At 55.0% G+C, this 15,894-nt stretch carries 14 protein-coding genes and 1 tRNA gene; 8 read left to right on the top strand and 7 right to left on the bottom strand.

Translation table 11 applies throughout. The features are described from left to right. The first annotated feature begins 96 nt into the window (after positions 1-96). The 3 genes from HZB34_01425 (at position 97) to HZB34_01415 (ending at position 7,128) form a co-directional block, all read left to right on the top strand. On the top strand, positions 97-3,303 hold the full coding sequence (locus HZB34_01425) for a PD-(D/E)XK nuclease family protein (GenBank protein MBI5314614.1): 3,207 nt from the start codon (positions 97-99) through the stop codon (positions 3,301-3,303). Beyond that, positions 3,296-6,646: a UvrD-helicase domain-containing protein gene (locus HZB34_01420; protein ID MBI5314613.1), complete on the top strand. Its 3,351-nt coding sequence runs from the start codon at positions 3,296-3,298 to the stop codon at positions 6,644-6,646. Before HZB34_01425 ends, HZB34_01420 begins: the two co-directional genes overlap by 8 nt. Before the next feature lie 116 nt (positions 6,647-6,762). Next, entirely contained in the window at positions 6,763-7,128 is a 366-nt protein-coding gene (locus HZB34_01415; protein ID MBI5314612.1) for a metallopeptidase family protein, read from the top strand. A 195-nt stretch (positions 7,129-7,323) separates the two neighbouring features. Here the strand turns inward: HZB34_01415 and HZB34_01410 are convergent, their stop codons facing one another. Continuing rightward, positions 7,324-8,118, bottom strand: a complete 795-nt coding sequence (locus HZB34_01410; GenBank protein ID MBI5314611.1) for a prolipoprotein diacylglyceryl transferase — start codon at positions 8,116-8,118, stop codon at positions 7,324-7,326. A gap of 538 nt (positions 8,119-8,656) precedes the next feature. On the opposite strand from HZB34_01410, the gene HZB34_01405 reads away from it, so the two are divergent. Next, positions 8,657-8,917 carry a YtxH domain-containing protein gene (locus HZB34_01405; protein ID MBI5314610.1) on the top strand — a complete coding sequence of 87 codons (261 nt, stop codon included), beginning with the start codon at positions 8,657-8,659 and terminating at the stop codon, positions 8,915-8,917. 148 nt (positions 8,918-9,065) lie between these two features. Further along, positions 9,066-9,155: transfer RNA gene (locus HZB34_01400), tRNA-Leu, on the top strand. Positions 9,156-9,279: 124 nt separating this feature from the next. Here HZB34_01400 and HZB34_01395 read toward each other — a convergent pair. Continuing rightward, positions 9,280-9,660 (bottom strand): hypothetical protein, encoded by a 381-nt coding sequence (locus tag HZB34_01395; protein ID MBI5314609.1) that lies wholly within the window; start codon positions 9,658-9,660, stop codon positions 9,280-9,282. A gap of 340 nt (positions 9,661-10,000) precedes the next feature. Further along, complete coding sequence (locus HZB34_01390; GenBank protein MBI5314608.1) at positions 10,001-10,378, bottom strand: PilZ domain-containing protein; 378 nt, start codon at positions 10,376-10,378, stop codon at positions 10,001-10,003. Positions 10,379-10,726: 348 nt separating this feature from the next. Between HZB34_01390 and HZB34_01385 the strand changes: the two genes are divergently transcribed. Then, entirely contained in the window at positions 10,727-11,125 is a 399-nt protein-coding gene (locus HZB34_01385; protein ID MBI5314607.1) for a DUF423 domain-containing protein, read from the top strand. 50 nt (positions 11,126-11,175) lie between these two features. Here HZB34_01385 and HZB34_01380 read toward each other — a convergent pair whose 3' ends face one another. After that, positions 11,176-12,150, bottom strand: coding sequence for a hypothetical protein (locus HZB34_01380; protein MBI5314606.1), 975 nt, complete (start codon positions 12,148-12,150; stop codon positions 11,176-11,178). A gap of 11 nt (positions 12,151-12,161) precedes the next feature. Beyond that, a complete protein-coding gene (locus HZB34_01375; GenBank protein ID MBI5314605.1) occupies positions 12,162-12,959 on the bottom strand; it encodes a dienelactone hydrolase family protein in 798 nt (265 codons plus the stop codon). A 180-nt stretch (positions 12,960-13,139) separates the two neighbouring features. On the opposite strand from HZB34_01375, the gene HZB34_01370 reads away from it, so the two are divergent. Further along, complete coding sequence (locus tag HZB34_01370) at positions 13,140-14,156, top strand: Gfo/Idh/MocA family oxidoreductase (protein ID MBI5314604.1); 1,017 nt, start codon at positions 13,140-13,142, stop codon at positions 14,154-14,156. Between the two features lie 76 nt (positions 14,157-14,232). Here the strand turns inward: HZB34_01370 and HZB34_01365 are convergent, their stop codons facing one another. Further along, the gene (locus tag HZB34_01365; GenBank protein ID MBI5314603.1) at positions 14,233-14,469 is read right to left on the bottom strand and encodes an Lrp/AsnC ligand binding domain-containing protein; all 237 of its coding nucleotides are present in this window, start codon (positions 14,467-14,469) and stop codon (positions 14,233-14,235) included. A gap of 16 nt (positions 14,470-14,485) precedes the next feature. Further along, on the bottom strand, positions 14,486-15,046 hold the full coding sequence (locus HZB34_01360) for a hypothetical protein (protein MBI5314602.1): 561 nt from the start codon (positions 15,044-15,046) through the stop codon (positions 14,486-14,488). A gap of 447 nt (positions 15,047-15,493) precedes the next feature. Here HZB34_01360 and HZB34_01355 point away from each other — a divergent pair, with 447 nt between their 5' ends. Continuing rightward, positions 15,494-15,796 carry an RNA-binding protein gene (locus HZB34_01355; GenBank protein ID MBI5314601.1) on the top strand — a complete coding sequence of 101 codons (303 nt, stop codon included), beginning with the start codon at positions 15,494-15,496 and terminating at the stop codon, positions 15,794-15,796. Positions 15,797-15,894: the final 98 nt, after the last annotated feature.

Here is a 15,894-nt window from a genome sequence, read left to right as displayed (position 1 = left end):
AGGAATGGTTAATGGTTGATGATGAATGGTGCATGGTACATGTCGGATCAACGCGCATTCTTTATTCACCATCAGCCATTAACCATTCAATACTAGATGCTTCGCATCGTCACAGGTCCTTTTCATCCAGTTCTTGAACGTGCCCTGGTCGAGGACCTTCGCTCCTGTAAAACTGAAGATCCCTTTGCTCCACTCGCCGTCATTGTCCCCTCGGCCTCTCTGGTCGAGCATCTGAATGAAGTACTCACTCATCATGAGCCGCGCGCATTCCTCAATGTACACTTTCTAACGTTCCACCAACTGGCCCTCCGTCTGCGTGATGATCTCTCGCCGGTCTCTGAGACCAGTCAGGCGTCGCCTCTGCAACTGGTCGACGATTTCTTCTGTGAGCAATTGGTGCGGCAGGTGGTTCGACGAAAGCTTCCAGGGCTTGAACCTCTCACGCGGCTGCCTCCCTCACCAGGAACCTGGAAAGGTCTCTGGGCGACGGTTCGCGATTTGAAAGACGCGGTGGTTGCGCCGGCAACGGCATTGAAGGCACTCACGGAAGGGGTATTTGAAGAAGAAGACCAAGTCTGGCTCCATTCCATATTCACGCTGCATGCAGCCGTCAAGGAAGCCAGTCGGTCTCTCGGAGTCGGCTCTCCGGATGACCTGGCTGCTTCATTCGGCCAAGATCTCTCAGGTTCCTCGTTTTTCAAGGGGCTGCAACACCTCTTCTACTATGGCTTTTACGATCTTTCGCAGGTCCAACTGTCATTCTTTCAATCGGTCACGTGCGTTGTGCCGACCACGTTGTATTTTCCATTGCAAGACCGCCAGGCCTTTCGCTTTGCCCGCCAATTCTTTGAACGCCATCTTCTTCCGCTGGCAGACAGCCATGAGGATCGGAGTGGGGAAGGGGACCGAACCGCAACATCGGAATTAGTCGAACTCTCCGTGATAAACGTTATCGGGGTTGAGGAGGAATTGGCGACGGTCTGTCGTGAAATTCTGACCTTAACCGAGGTGAACGGCTATCGTTTCGATGAGATCGGAGTGGTGGCACGTACATTGGAGCCCTATCAGGCTCGGCTCCAGTCGGTGTTTGATCGTCATCTGGTGCCCTTCACGTCAACGGCCGGGAAGCCGCTGGCGCGCGAACCATTGGTCAAAGTTCTCTTGCGCCTGGCATCGCTCCCATTGAACGACTTCGACCGCGCGGCCATGCTGGATGTGATCACATCTCCGTTCTATTGTCGCTCACAGGGCGGCGACTCCTCCAGCACGAATTTCCGTCCCGATATCTGGCGTTCGCTGGTCTACACCTTGGGTATTACGAAAGGGGAGGTGGAGTGGAAGCGTTTGGGATCGCCGGCCAGTTTGTCGATTCTCCGCGATGCAGAGGCAGGATCTGACGAAGACGATGTGACAACGGTCGGGAGATTCGAGGTGACTCAGCTCACATATTTATGGGAAGTCGTGTCGCAACTGATCCATGAATGTCGGACTCTTCCAGCTCAAGGATCGATTGGAACCTTGACCGATGCATTTCTCGCCCTGGTGAAATCCCATATTCACGTACCGGACCTATTCGATGGAACATCAGCCGAGTCATCCGGGCCGACAACTCTCACTGAGGTTGGCTTACTGATTCGATCTGCGCTGGACCGATTGCTAGAGTTGGACCCGCTCGGAGGAGATCTCTCTTGGGAGGAGTGGGTCCAATTGTTTCAGCGAGTTTTGGATGAAACGAGCATCCCCATCGAAGAGGGACGGCACCAGGGTGTTCAGGTGTTGGATGCCATGACGGCTCGAGGTCGGATATTTCGCACGCTCTTTGTGCTTGGCATGAACGAGAAGGTTTTTCCACGATACGTGCAGGAAGACCCCTTTCTTCGTGACCGGCAACGAACCGTTCTGGAATCGACCCTGGGCTACAAGATTGATGAGAAATTAGCGGGACATGAAGAAGAGCGACTCTTGTTTGAGCTCCTCAGCCGGTCGGCAACCAATCGGCTGTATCTCTCGTACCAGCGAGCAGACGAAACAGGGCGGGTCATGGCGCCGTCTGGTTTTGTCGCTATCGCGATGCGCGATCCACGATTCGTCGGACAGCTTGAAGAGTCAGTCCCCCGACGGCTGACTCAACGGATCAGCAAACAGCCCTCAATTCAAGACCTGTTACCTGCCGAGGAGTTGGCCTTGGGTTGCCTGTTGCAAGGACAGGATGCGCTCCCGGTGCTCGATACAATAGGGCGAGACCGCCGCCTCTTGGAACAGGGGCTCGTAACACTGAAAACGATTGAACGAGAATCGCCTGAGCTGGGCCCTTTCGACGGCCTGATCGGCATACAGGCGTCTGAGTCACCGGCTGTCATCGATCGGAGTTTCTCGCCGACAGCATTGGAACGGTATGCGACCTGTCCCTTTCAGTACTTCGCGGAAAAAGTTCTTCGATTGGAGCCAGTACGACGGCTCCAGCAGGACCACCTGCCTCCCTTAACGATCGGAACTCTTGTGCATGCATCACTGCGACTGAGCTATGAACGGTTGGTGTCGCTTCAATGGCCTGATAGCTCACTGAATGAAGTTAGGGTGCGCTCTACGGTACAAGAGGCAGTCACCGAGGCCTTTGCCACCCATGCGGCAAGTCAGGGAACAGGGCATGCCCTGCTCTGGACGCTGGCGCGTGAACAGGTGGCTGAGTTGGTGACTGCTGCTGTCTCGTCGGACCAGGTGGAGTATCTTGCGACCGGATTCCGTCCTGTCGCTTTTGAAGCGTCCGTCCAGGGCGTTGTGCCACTGGAGTCCGATTCGTTGTCCGGCTCCATGAAGATTCATGGCGCCCTGGACCGTGTCGATTACCGAGCTGATCCACCAGCGCTCCGTATCGTGGACTATAAGTTTAAACAGGGTCATGACATCAGCGCCGTGGACCGCAACCTGGCCTTGTCGGCCGTGCGCGGATTGCGACTGCAACCGCCGCTCTATGCCAGCATGACTCTACCCTCGCTTCCCGCAGTAACCGATGTTCAATTGCTCTTTCTGGCCCCACAGTGGAAGCAACCGGTCTCTCGTTCAACGTTCGACGCGGGCCTCTGGACTGGCCATACCGGCGAAATGATCCGACAGACGCTCTCCACATTAGTTGCAGGCATCGTGAGAGGAGATTTTTTTATTCTTCCCGATGGCTATTGCGACTACTGCGAATTTTCCGGCGCCTGCCGCCGTCACGACGATATGGTTGGGTGGCGCTCGCACCAGTCATCTCAGGCCCGTGTCTTGCGCAAGTTGAGAAAACAGAAGGTGCACGATGAGTGATCTCCTGACACTCTCGGACTCCAAGGCTCGGCTCCTGGCAGAGACAACCTGGGACCACAATGTCGTGGTGATGGCGGGGGCCGGGACCGGCAAGACCACGATTCTTGTCAATCGCATCCTCAACCTTCTTCTAAGAGAACCAAGCCCCTTGGCCATCACGGAGATTGTGGCCCTTACTTTCACTAACAAGGCTGCGACTGAAATGAAGAAGCGGCTGCGCGAGCAGCTCCTTCGTTTGACAGAGCTGACCGATGATCTAATCTCCGTCTTCCGGACTCGCTATCATCTTTCCGCTGAACAGGTCGGCGAACGGGCCAAGGTTGCACTTGAGCAGATTGATAAAGCCCAGATCGGCACCCTGCATAGTTTTGCCGCACATCTCTTGCGGCTCCATCCGGTAGAGTCAGGAATTGATCCATTATTTCAAGAGGATGACGGGTCAAATTTTAAGGAATTGTTTGATTCATCTTGGGATTGTTGGTTGGACGACGAACTCGGATCAGCCGGATCACAGCATGACCGTTGGCGTCGAGTCCTGGCTGGGGTCACTCTCGACGATCTTCGGCAGTTTACCGAGGCTCTCGCCGGGGATTTTGTGGATCTCCATGAGCTGGAACGTCAGTGCCGATCCCTTCCCCTTGAGGGTCCCTTCCGAGACTGGATCGTCGCCATGCATAGCCGAGCCGCTGCTCTTCTTGCCATACAGGATCGACCCAAACGGCGTAAGGCAGAACAGATGCTGGCTGCTGCAGTGCAATCGATGACACTCCTGTTGGAGCAGGGGGTACCGGGGCTCATTCATCTCACAGAGGATGAACGGGCAACTTTGGAGAAAGACCTGGGAAAGGCGCCTACAGGATGGGATGAGATGGCATTTCAGGAGGCGGCTTCCATCATCGGGCTGGCCCAACAACTACTTACAGTTGACCAGTCCTACTTTCAGGACGTCGTGACACTCGTGAGACCCTTCCTCGATCAGATCCAGCACGGCTTTCTTACCTCCGGGTGGATTGCTTTCGATGGATTGCTGGCACGGGCCAAAACCCTCTTACGCGATCATTCGGCAGTCCGTGCCAGGATTAAACAAACCTATCGGGCAATCTTGGTCGATGAGTTTCAGGACACAGATCCGATCCAGTACGAGATCATCGTTTACCTTGGTGAACGGGCGGGCAGCCATCAGACCTCATGGCAGGACGTAGACTTAGAGCCGGGTAAATTATTTATCGTGGGAGATCCGAAGCAATCGATCTATGCCTTTCGCCGAGCCGACATCGAAGCCTTCGAACGAGTGGTGGAGAAAATTCAAGCTGCCGGGGGACGCGTCTATTCCCTGGTGACGAATTTTCGCAGCGACGGGGCCGTGCTCGACGTCGTGAACAATGTCTTTGACCGGCTCTTTCAACAGGCAGAACACATTCAGCCGGCCAATGAACCGCTGGCAGTCAGGCCGCAACGACAGCCTGAGGTCTCAGTCTCCGGTGTGCAGCTCCGACTCGTGACACCGAGAGAGGGCGACGAGGAGTTCGATGGTCAGGCTGCAACCAGGGAAGAGGCGGAAGCGCTAGCACGTTGGCTAAAGGAAGAGCTTCTCTCGGGGACGACGGTCATGGATCGCGATCGGCACAAAAGCCCGCTCCAGCCGGGACACATTGCACTGATTTTTAGGAAGTTGACCCAGACAGAGGTCTATCTCGATGCCCTTCGCCGCTATGACATCGCCTATATCACAGATGGGGAAAAGCATTTTTATCGGCGGCAGGAGGTCATCGATGTGGTCAACCTTCTCCGCGTCGTCGACAATCCGTACGACAGGATTGCGTTAGTAGGAGTCTTGCGATCTTCCCTTGGCGGCATGACGGATCGGGATCTGTTGGCCCTTCAGCAAAGAGAGGGGTTAGACTACCAGCATCGGGAAAGGCTATCTGCCTGGAACCATCCGCAGGCAGAACTGGTACGGCGGCTCTATGAGCATTTGGCTGAGCTGCATCGGCTCACCCCTTTTAGGCCTGTGCCTGACGCCATCGATCTCATCTTCGATAGATTGCCCATTCTGGAATTAGCTGCGGCATCGCTCCACGGCGAGCAAGGTGTGGCCAACCTGCGGAAGGTCCGGGAGATGGCCGAAGCATTGGCCGATCGTCCCCATCTCACCTTGACCGGGTTTGTTGACTTAATGATGACCAGAGTATCCGAGCAACCGGTTGAGGCGGAAAGCGCCCTGGCTGAGGAATCACTGGAGGCAATCCGCGTGTTGACCATCCATAAGGCCAAGGGATTGGAGTTTCCCGTGGTCATTCTTCCCGGACTGCACCAGGCGGCAAAAAATTCTCACAAAGGGCCATCCATTCATCATGATTGGTCGAGTCGCTGTTATAGTCTACGGCTTGGAAGCCGTTCGAATCTCGGAGCCCTGCTGGTGGAGATGAAGATGGCTGCGCGTGAAGAAGCGGAACAGCGGCGTCTCCTGTATGTCGGCATGACAAGAGCGCGCGATCTATTGGTCCTATCAGGCGGGCTGACCGCGAAGCCGGGACATGACACGGTTCTCTCTCTGCTTGGAGAAACAATTGTTGATGAGGTGAACCCTTCAGCGGCTGACCAAATTTGTATCGGAACGAGTCGGCTCACTCGAGTCATGACGTCGGCCACGAAGGAAGCGAGGCGGCATAGCCAAAAGTCTCTCTCCACCATGGCTCCTAAACCGCCCCTTGGTTCCATCCCCATCCGCCGCCAGGCCAGGAAGCTTGAATGGGAGAACCGCCGTACAACACCGCGACGAGTGACTCCTTCTAGTCTGACAGGTGGCCGAGTCGAGGGGGGGGCACCACATGCCGTGACAGGGAGAGATCCCGATGTGGCTCGGCTTACCGGGGTCTGTGCCCATGCGGTACTTGAACAGTGGGACTTTGCCAGACCCTGTTCCGAGATCGGTATTGTGATCGAACAGACGATTGATCGCTATATAGGGCAAAATCATTCTCGAATGAGGGCCGATATGACGGAGGATCTTGCGGGTCTCTTCGAGCGCTTCCTTTCCTCCGAACCATACGGGAGATTGCAACGTGCGACGGTGCTTGGGCGAGAAGTCCCATTCGTCATGTCGGTAGGCGAATTTCAACTGATGGAAGGGGCGATAGACCTGATTTACAGGCTTGACGACCGGATCTGGATCGCCGACTATAAGACAGATGATGTGGCAGCTGAGGACGTACGGCGCAAGGTGGATTATTACCGATCTCAAGCCGAGAGTTATTCTCAGGCCGTTGCAACTGCATTAGGAGTCCCGTCTCTCTCGTTTCAGTTTATTTTTTTGCGGCTTGGCCTCGCCGTCGATGTCTAGCCGACCGTTCTTAGGTTTGTTCGGTGTATCTGGTTTGTCTGGTGTCTTTGGTTGACCCGGAGGAACAAAATAAACCAGATACACCAAACAAACCAAATGAACCAGATAAACGTCCCATGACTGTCTCGCCGGAAGAATTCAATGCCTGGATCCAAGAGGCACTTGCCGGATTGCCGGCCCGTTTCGCGAGGCTCGCCGACGAGGTCTCTTTCGTGGTCGAAGAGGAGCCTTCGTCCGATATCCTGCGAGATCTTGAATTAGAGTCAGAAGACGATCTGTTAGGTCTGTATCAGGGCGTCCCGATCGATGAGACGTCGTTTTTCCAGCCTGCCGGTGAGCTCCCCGCCCGTATCGCTATCTATCGAGGGCCTATACTCCGCCTTTGCCGGACGAAGGCCGAAGTTATTCACGAGGTCCGTGACACAGTGGTCCATGAGCTGGGACATCATGTCGGACTTGATGACGACGAGATGCCGTATTAACAGGATGCTGAAAAAGTCTGCCAGCTTCGTTCTCGGCTCATCGAAATCCTCAACGTACCCCCGAGGGTACGCCTCCGGTTTCGACTCGCCTGCGGCCTTGCTGGACAAACTTTTTGAGCATCCTGCTGGACTGTTCTCCCGTCATGCGTACGAACCTCGAAGTTCGCTCGGGCCAACATCGATTTTACGAATCTCCTAAGATTTGGCTTGAATCAAGGTCCTCCGCTGATATCCAAGGACAAGCATGAAGACTCCCACCACGACCATAGGGAAGGAAAGGAGTTGGCCCATGGAAAAGGATCCGAGGACAAACCCAAGCTGGGCATCCGGTTCGCGAAAGAATTCCACGATCATCCGACAGACTCCATAGCCTGCGATGAAGCTCCAGAAGAGGGTGCCGGGCGGTGGTGCGGTTTTTGAGATGACCCATATCAGGGTAAACAGGAACAGGCCTTCAAGCCCTGCCTCATACAGCTGTGAGGGATGGCGGCAAGCTGGCCCCCCGCTTGGAAAAACCATGCACCAGTCGACATCGGTAGCTCGGCCGTACAATTCCCCGTTGATGAAATTGCCGAGTCGTCCGAATCCCAGCCCGATGGGGGTCGCGGCTGCTGCCAAGTCTGCGATCTGATAGGCGGGAATGCCCTGGCGCTGACTGAACCAAAATAAGGCGACGATGACGCCAAGTAGACCACCGTGGAAGGACATGCCTCCCTCCCAAACAGCCACGATACTGAGTGGGTGTTGCACATAGTATGAAAAATTGTAGAAGAGCGTGTAGCCGAGTCTCCCTCCGATAAACACCCCGAACGCTGCCCACACGATCATATTGTAGACCTGATCCTTCGTCATGGAGAGGCCCTTCGATTCCACTCGACGTCGGATCAGGAAATAGGCACCAGCCAGTCCGATCAGATACATCAGACCATACCAGCGAAACTGCAGGGGTCCCAGCTCAAGGAAGACCGGGCTAATGTTGGGATAAGGGATCGCGTGCAACCGAGTCATTAGTGCGTCATGTGGCATATTGCTGGATCATAGGTGAGGGTCTCACCCATTGCAAGCAGCCGATCGCCTCTTGAGAAATCGATCCTGACCGTTGCCCAGAGCCGGCTTGAGCGATCTGCAACTTTCGCATGTTGGTTTTCTGTCACGCCTGTGTCACGATCTGTGAGGAAAACGCAACTGAAAATTAATCCAATTTAATTGTAGGATGGGGTTGTGACACATCCTGGCAGTCTGCCGGAATCGTCACAACCTGCTCCGGCAAACCATCCGCAGGCACCTGGGTCACGCTCGTCCTGGAAAAATCTTCAACATATTCCGATCAGTAGGCTTCTAGTTTCTTGGAGCCTGCTGTCTCGCTTCTGACCACATCTCCTTGGTCTCGCGCCAGGCATGACTTGGCAGACTCCTAGAGAATGTCGTAGCTCTGCCCCTGGCACGCTTACTGCTGTATCGATAGAGCGTCAGCAGCCAGGTTGTCGGCAGTCACATGTCCGATTTAACTGCATTGAGGAGGTTCACCATGTCAGACCAGGGACGTCAGGTAGCGAAAGTCGCAGCGTTGCTCGCAGGCGGGGTGGTGGTTGGAGCGGGAATTGGATTACTTATTGCGCCGCAAACGGGCGTAGACACCCGGCGTGGTGTCGGTCGCTATGCAAAGAAAGCCCAGGTGCAAGCGGCTCGATGGAGCCGGACGGTTCAAGCTGGCATGAAAGACATGATGGATCGCAGTAAGTCGCTCATCCGCAAGGATGAGCAGAGGCCGCAGATCGAAGCAGCCTAGTTAGATAGACTCACTCAGCGATCGGACTTGTGGGGACCGGCTCCCTCCGTCGCCTCTGGGCTGAGGAGGGTGCCTGTCCCGCATCTGCGGGGTCGACCTTGACCGACCTAGAGTCCGATGCTAGAGTCCCGCCACTGTGGCCCCCGCTGCCGGAGTGGCGAAATTGGCAGACGCAAGGGACTTAAAATCCCTCGTGCCCAAAAGGCGCATGCCGGTTCAATTCCGGCCTCCGGCACCAGAAGCTGTTCCACCACGCTGAGTAGGATCACCGTTTAAAGTTCTGTATCACGATAGAACTGCGGTAGCCAATCGTGTCTGCCCGTTCGATCTTTTGAACAGTAGCGGGCAACGCATAGATAGGCTCAGGGTATTTCAGGTCTTTGTGTGAAGGGTTGTTCGCCGGCAAGGTACTTGTCGACTGAGTCTTCGAGGCCCGCTCGTTGCTGCAACAATTGCTCAAGGATGGGAACCTTCCGGGCTTCCTGTTCAGCCTCCTCGAGGAATTTGACCAACTGTTTCCCGGTTTCCCGTTCCACTGCGAGCTCCGTCTGTAAGTCATTCATCTGTTTCAGTGCCGAGCGAACGGTCAGGAGTTCCTGCTTCAACAGCCTGGTTCGCTCCTGCTCTGCTTTTAGAAGAGATTCAGGTGCATCGCTTTTTTCGGGCTCGGTTGCGAAATGACTGGGGAGGCTATCCGGCTGTGCCTGGATTTCTTGGCGGTCTGCGGAGAAGAACTGCGCCACAAATCTCTTCAGGGCTGAGCGAACAATACCCGGAGAATGTGACGACGGAGAGGTTGAGACAGGCAGTCCTGACCTATGCGAATCAGCAGACTGGGGAGGAGCCCCCGTCGCGCCAAAAGAAACCCCCAAGAAGCTGTCCAGCATCTTGGGCGTCGATGTCAGAGACCGATGTCTTCTTATGATCATTCTGCAATTTCGAATTAGTATGTCCTTGAATCCGTAATGATCTCCCGGATGTCACATCGACATGTGCAGCGGCATCGTGTCGCCCCATGCTACGAGCCAATTGATTGGGCGATCCACGGTGTTGTTGATTCCACCTTGATAGATGGACGCCGAGCTATGCCCGAACAAGTAGATGATGAAGAAGAGCAGGCTCTTCGGTGCGCATAGCTGCGGGGGTTTCGATAAACCGTTTCAGTTTCATCCGGTCATGTTGGCTCACCTGGATCACTTCCAGCCCGATCCAGTGATCGCGAACGTGTCTGACTTCCGCCAGCCGGATGTCGATAAAGGACTCCTCTCCTTCCAGCCATAATTGGACTTTTACGAAGTCCCCTACAACCATCTGGTCCGGGGTAGTGGGTGTGCAGCCGGTCTCTGAGAATTCGAGCACGCACCCATCCGCTTCAAGTTGCCTGCTCACGCTTGCCAGCAGGCAGTCAATCGTGAACTTCGGGCTGGCCCAACTGGTCTGTTGTTTCGCCAGTGTCATCATGGTATTCGCAGGATAAGCCGGAATGGGTTTCCTGGCTATACCTCGGTGGGTGGGGGAGGCTGACTCCCAATGGTAGGGTATGGGGTGGCTCCATATCTCTTATCCCTGCAGAATGTTGAAGGCCCATCATGTGGGGGAAAGGTCAAGAGCGAAGGTTGAAGCTGAGGAAATCGGAGTGGCTGGATGCGTAACCGTGACCGCAACCTTCTGTAGGTATTTACTGTGAGGAAGGATAACAGCAGGGGCTCTCAAGAGGCATATCGAGACTCAGTCCGCTCTGCTAGTATGGGACGGCACAATACGTGTATAAGGCGGACAGAGTCGCAGGTCACGAACTAGGAGGCTACTATGACAGGTCGGTCACCCTCTCGGAAATTCCTGATGCTCGGGGCCGTGATTGCTGGTTCCGGCGTTGCTGCCGGGGCTTTTGGCGCCCATGCGCTTAAGGAAATTTTGGATGCACCGATGCTCCAGGTGTTCGAGATTGCAACAAGATATTTGATGTATCACGCGTTCGGACTGTGTGTTGTGTCTTGGGCCATTGATCGGTACCCAGCACAAGGCCTTCAAAAATCCGGATGGCTCTTTCTCGTCGGGATGCTTCTTTTTTCAGGGAGCCTCTACGGGGTGTCCCTTGCGGGCATCAGATGGTTGGGGGCTGTGACGCCTGTTGGCGGGCTTGCATTCATAATTGGCTGGCTCCTTCTAGGGTGGGGAGTGTGGCGGGAAAAGCAGGGCGAGGCATGACTTGGCTTACGTCGCGCCCTTCGCGTGAGTCTCGCGTTTCACGCACCGTTCTAGGGTGTGCAGCTGGCAGTTCTCTTTCCGCTAATTGATCCCCAGCCTCCCTGGGAGTTTACGAAGGTCCCTTCGAGGCGGTGGCCCTCCTTGCTGAATTGCAGACTATCTTCTTGAACCAGGCGATCCGTTTCCCACCGCAAATAGACGTTCTCGCCTAGTACGAATGATTCCACGAGTCCCGAAGGAAGAGACTGGGTATTTCCTATAGATGGAAAGACTAATGAAAACTTCTGCTCTTGATGGTTTCGCTGGTGGTTATGAATGATCCATTGCCAGGTTCCGCACAGTCGAGCCTGTCCGCGAAGCCCACGTACCCGATCCTTCCAATTCCTGATCCGATCCCATTCCTGGTAAGTGACCTGCATGGCAGCGACTTCCATGCGAGTAGCTTGCTCCAGGACCGATACCAACCGGGTCGGTATCGAATCTTCCTGACTCTCCCTGGCCCATTCAGGAGAGGTTATCAAGATGGAGAGCTGGGTCAGTGGGTCGTTCCAGGGCGTATTACTTTGTTGATCCAGCCATGTTCTGGCTTCCGGAGATCCGAATAATTGCTCGTGTACTGTCGCAAGTTGCCGATCTTTCACAGCCTCCCTCACGGTGGAGGCGAAGCGCCAGGCAGACAGATTCCCTATCAATCGATGGGCCGCCGCTGTCAGATCCGGTACAAGGAGTTCGTTCATGAGTTTGACCGGTGCGGGGTTCATCCTCAAGGTTCTTGCCGCATCGCCCAATTGGAGCGTGGGGCCGATCGCCGACACAAACAGGTTGATGGCATCCCTGTCGGACTCTATCTTGGCCAATTGATGAGAATGGGTACGAATGACTGATGGGAAATCCGGTATGGAACTTGGGAGGGCTTCGTCTGCGCCGGCATTGAAGCAGGTTCCAAATACCGCGATGGCCACCAATGCTAGGGCGAGACCGATCCGTGATCGGGTTGGTTGAAGACCCAAAATCTGACCGTACATCACGCTACTCTTTAGGCGCCTCGGAAGCACGTCTTGAGAAACGTGGTCGTTGCTTCCCAAGCCTCAGCCGTAGCGTCGGCACGATAGTTTTCCAAGCGTTGTTCATTGCAGAACGCATGGAGGGCCTCTTGATAGGTCCGGATTTCGACAGGCTTCCTGTACTCCATTGCCGCCGCACGAAGCCGGTCAACATCGTGATTGGGCACCCACTGGTCCTGACCGGCCTGATGGTAGAGAACTGGACAGAAGAGGTCCTTGATCGCGGTTTCTGGCTGCATCACTCGGCCGTAATACACGACCGCTGCTCGAAGCCTTTTGCGTTGGCAGGCGAACTTAAGCGCGTACGATCCACCCATGCCGAAGCCGACCACGCCATGGATATTTTGTTTAATGTGGTCCCGCGTATTCAAGAATTCACAACAGGAATTGATGTCTTGCAGTATGAGCGTTTCGTTCAACTTGCTCATGAGAGCATCCGAAACCTCTGCGTTTGCTGTCACCATGCCACCGAGTCGCCCGTATAAGTTTGGAATAATAACGCCGTACCCTTCACAGGCCAGCCTGGCTCCAAGGTCCTTGATCTGTGCGGTCAACCCCCAGGCTTCATGCAAAAGGACAAGACCTGGGTAGCGCGCTTTTTCCTGAGGCCAAAACTGAATGCATTCCACCTGCACATGTTTTGGCACCCGAGTCTGGCTATAGGGATCGACGGCGGAATCTGTCCGGGTGGGAATAGCGACGCCACTGGGAAAACGGGCTGTCCCGGTGCCGATTTGGTCTAATGTAAAGGGAGCGGTGGCCGACGTCATTGCGGCAATCTCTTTTCTATTATGGTTTTGTCAACCGTACATTCTTCGGACCGGCCGGATACCAAGCACAAGTACTATAGGGACCAAGCAGCCAGGCTGTCAAACTGACAGCCTAGCCAGGTATTAGTTGACCCAGCCTTCGATGAGGACTAAAGTTTTTTTTACTATCATAGAGGGTGCGTGACGACGATGCCGCTTAGAATCGGTCTCATCGGTGCTGGTCGGCATGGGAGCCGGTATATCTATCATATCCTGCACGATCTCCCGAATGTGCGGCTTGCCGCTCTCTGCCGAAAACGAATCGGGGAGGAAACACCCTGGCTTTCTACAGTAAAGATCCCGATCTACGGAGACTATCGCGCCCTGATTGCGGATCAGGCTGTAGAGGCCATCGTCGTGGTGACCCCTCCATCGCTCTATCCTGAGATTTGTCTCGAGGCTGTGAAGGCGAGGAAGCCGCTCCTCATTGAAAAGCCGTTAGCAACGACAGGCCAAGAAGCACGAGCGATGGTCACGGCAGCAGAAGAAGCGGGTCTGCTGTTGATGACAGCACAGACTATGCGTTTCGACTCGGCAATTCTTCTTGTGAAAGATCACTTGCCGAAGATCGGCCGGCTCCGGTATGCCACCTTCACCAGCAGGGTCGAAATGAGAACCGGTTTCGAAGGCCACGCTCCAATACAAGGTCAACGCGGAGTCCTCTTGGAGTTGGGAATTCACCTCCTGGATCTGGTGCCTTTTCTCACGGACGAGCAGGTGGTCGACGTCCGTTGCGAGTTGGATCAGCTTCCGACATCGGCATCGGACACAACGGCGATCGTGCAGGTCAAGACAGAGAGCGGCATGTCATGTGTCCTGGACATTGCACGGGTTGTCGGGGGACGGGTCGGGAGAACGGAGTGGGTTGGAACTCAGGGGCAAATCGCAGCGGATTGGATTCACCATCGAGTCACTGGCGTCTTCGGTGACAAGGCGCCTCAGGAATGGGTTGTTCAACCACAGCAGACGATCCTCGCTACGCTTTCCGCGTTCGCCCATGCCATCGAGACGAAGACGCCGCCTCCTATCACGGGGCGTGATGGATGTAGGGCTGTCGAGGCGGCTGATGCCTGCTACCGCTCGGCTGAACTTCACGGGGCCAGTGTCAGCGTTCGCGAAATCCGTGAAGCGTCCCTCGACAGGCTCGGGACGCCCTGAGCCCGTCGAGGGGAGGATCTCGTAAAAATATTGCAGCCGGTTCTTTGGCGAGAGACGAACGACGCGCATTCTTGAGCTAAGTATCGGCGACGATATGCGTATCTGTCTCTTCGACCCCTTCAATTTGGTGAATCTTTGTGATCACCACATCGGAGAGGGCTCGTTCGTCTGCGACATTGATGAAAAGGATAATGTCGGGCCGTCCGAAACAAGAGTGAGCCTGTTCGATCCCGGCAAGACGTTTGAGGGATTGCAGCACATCCTTTGTTCGCCCCGCTTTGACTTTGATAAGAATATAAGCTTTTGTTGCCATTATGCCCTCCCTGTTGTTATTGCGTGCCGCCCGGCATCTCCCGCCGCCGTTGCGCAAAGACCTGGTGGATGTTCTGCCCCCGTAGGTCTAAGCTGACACGTGTTTTCGCGACGAGTTCCATCAACGAATTGAAATCTTCCAGGCTGATATTGAACTGGCGAAACCCGGGCGCCAACTTCTCTCGCTGATCGGTTGTCGCGGCATTCCACTGATCACTCAGAGCTTCAAGGACGTTCGACGTCCAACCTGTCGAACGGAATTGCGACAGGGCTTCCTGCGCATGGCTGCCCCTCTGTGCCGCAAGCGCGTTACGCAGAAAAGCCTGCACGTCCGGATCGCTGCCTCTGGTAAACACCGATTGAAATTGGATGACTGATTTGATGATGTGATTCGACTCGGGAGTGCCTTCAGGCGGAAGCACATCTGCATCTTGGAACATCGCGAGGACAGCCATGGATGCTCCAATAAGTGCTGTTGGGGCCGCGGCATGACCAGACTCCTGTGCCATCATGAAACTGCCGATTCCCATGACGAGACCTGTGAGGAGAAAAAACCAAGACACATGGCCCAGTAACATGATGTGTGAGGCCCGTCCTGGCGGGCTTGGTCGCGGGCAGGAGGAGGGAATCGGCATAGGGGGGATTATACTGCAGGGCAGGAGGGCGTACTAGCATCCAAACTGGCCTCCTGAATTAGAGACGAACTGTCCAGAACCCAAACAGGATCCTGTTAGCCGCAATCAGGGCAATCGGTCCTAAGCGGGATGGACGTAATATATTATTCTCATGTTATCACTTGCATTTGAAGATGCTAAAGAGTACAGTACATCCTGTGTCATCGCGATAGGCTTGGTGGTGATACCACAAGAGAGTGACAAGGCCTAAGTCGGATGTTGTTTTGGTTCTGCCCGGGAATTTGATCGGAAGCCAGCCTTGAGCCGCTATGGTGTGTGCGTCTTCGGCCCATTCCTTCCTTACGTGGTTCTCGAGTCCAAGACAACATACATTTTCAAAGGAGGAGCCCAATGGGTTCGAAGATCTATGTCGGCGGTTTGCCGTATTCCACAACTGAGCAGGAACTGAGTGCCTTGTTTGCTGCGCATGGAGCAGTGACATCATCCAGGATTATTACAGACAAATTCACCGGCCAGTCGCGAGGGTTTGGATTCGTGGAAATGTCCTCGGATGCAGAAGCCCAGGCAGCAATTACTGCGTTAAACGGCACTGAGTTAGGCGGGCGCACATTGACCGTCAACGAAGCACGGCCTCAGGAACCACGCACTGGCGGAGGCGGCCGCGGTGGCCGTGGTGGTGGCGACCGGTATTAAACCACAACGAGTATTCACACGTCGGGGCTGCCCATCCGGCAGCCCCGCTATTTTCCCTTCCTAGCATTGCCCATCACTTCGATGCGTTTCTCGGCTCC

Source organism: Nitrospirota bacterium (assembly GCA_016219645.1).
Classification (GTDB): Bacteria; Nitrospirota; Nitrospiria; order Nitrospirales; family Nitrospiraceae; genus Palsa-1315.
This window is presented reverse-complemented; position numbering and strand designations above follow the sequence as displayed.

Bases quoted from the DNA above. Each gene is read 5' to 3' on its own strand.
- HZB34_01385 (MBI5314607.1), top strand. From the start codon at position 10,727: ATGACAGGTCGGTCACCCTCTCGGAAATTCCTGATGCTCGGGGCCGTG.
- HZB34_01425 (MBI5314614.1), top strand. From the start codon at position 97: ATGCTTCGCATCGTCACAGGTCCTTTTCATCCAGTTCTTGAACGTGCC.
- HZB34_01375 (MBI5314605.1), bottom strand. From the start codon at position 12,959: ATGACGTCGGCCACCGCTCCCTTTACATTAGACCAAATCGGCACCGGG.
- HZB34_01390 (MBI5314608.1), bottom strand. From the start codon at position 10,378: ATGATGACACTGGCGAAACAACAGACCAGTTGGGCCAGCCCGAAGTTC.
- HZB34_01415 (MBI5314612.1), top strand. From the start codon at position 6,763: ATGACTGTCTCGCCGGAAGAATTCAATGCCTGGATCCAAGAGGCACTT.
- HZB34_01405 (MBI5314610.1), top strand. From the start codon at position 8,657: ATGTCAGACCAGGGACGTCAGGTAGCGAAAGTCGCAGCGTTGCTCGCA.
- HZB34_01355 (MBI5314601.1), top strand. From the start codon at position 15,494: ATGGGTTCGAAGATCTATGTCGGCGGTTTGCCGTATTCCACAACTGAG.
- HZB34_01380 (MBI5314606.1), bottom strand. From the start codon at position 12,150: ATGTACGGTCAGATTTTGGGTCTTCAACCAACCCGATCACGGATCGGT.
- HZB34_01360 (MBI5314602.1), bottom strand. From the start codon at position 15,046: ATGTTACTGGGCCATGTGTCTTGGTTTTTTCTCCTCACAGGTCTCGTC.
- HZB34_01365 (MBI5314603.1), bottom strand. From the start codon at position 14,469: ATGGCAACAAAAGCTTATATTCTTATCAAAGTCAAAGCGGGGCGAACA.
- HZB34_01420 (MBI5314613.1), top strand. From the start codon at position 3,296: ATGAGTGATCTCCTGACACTCTCGGACTCCAAGGCTCGGCTCCTGGCA.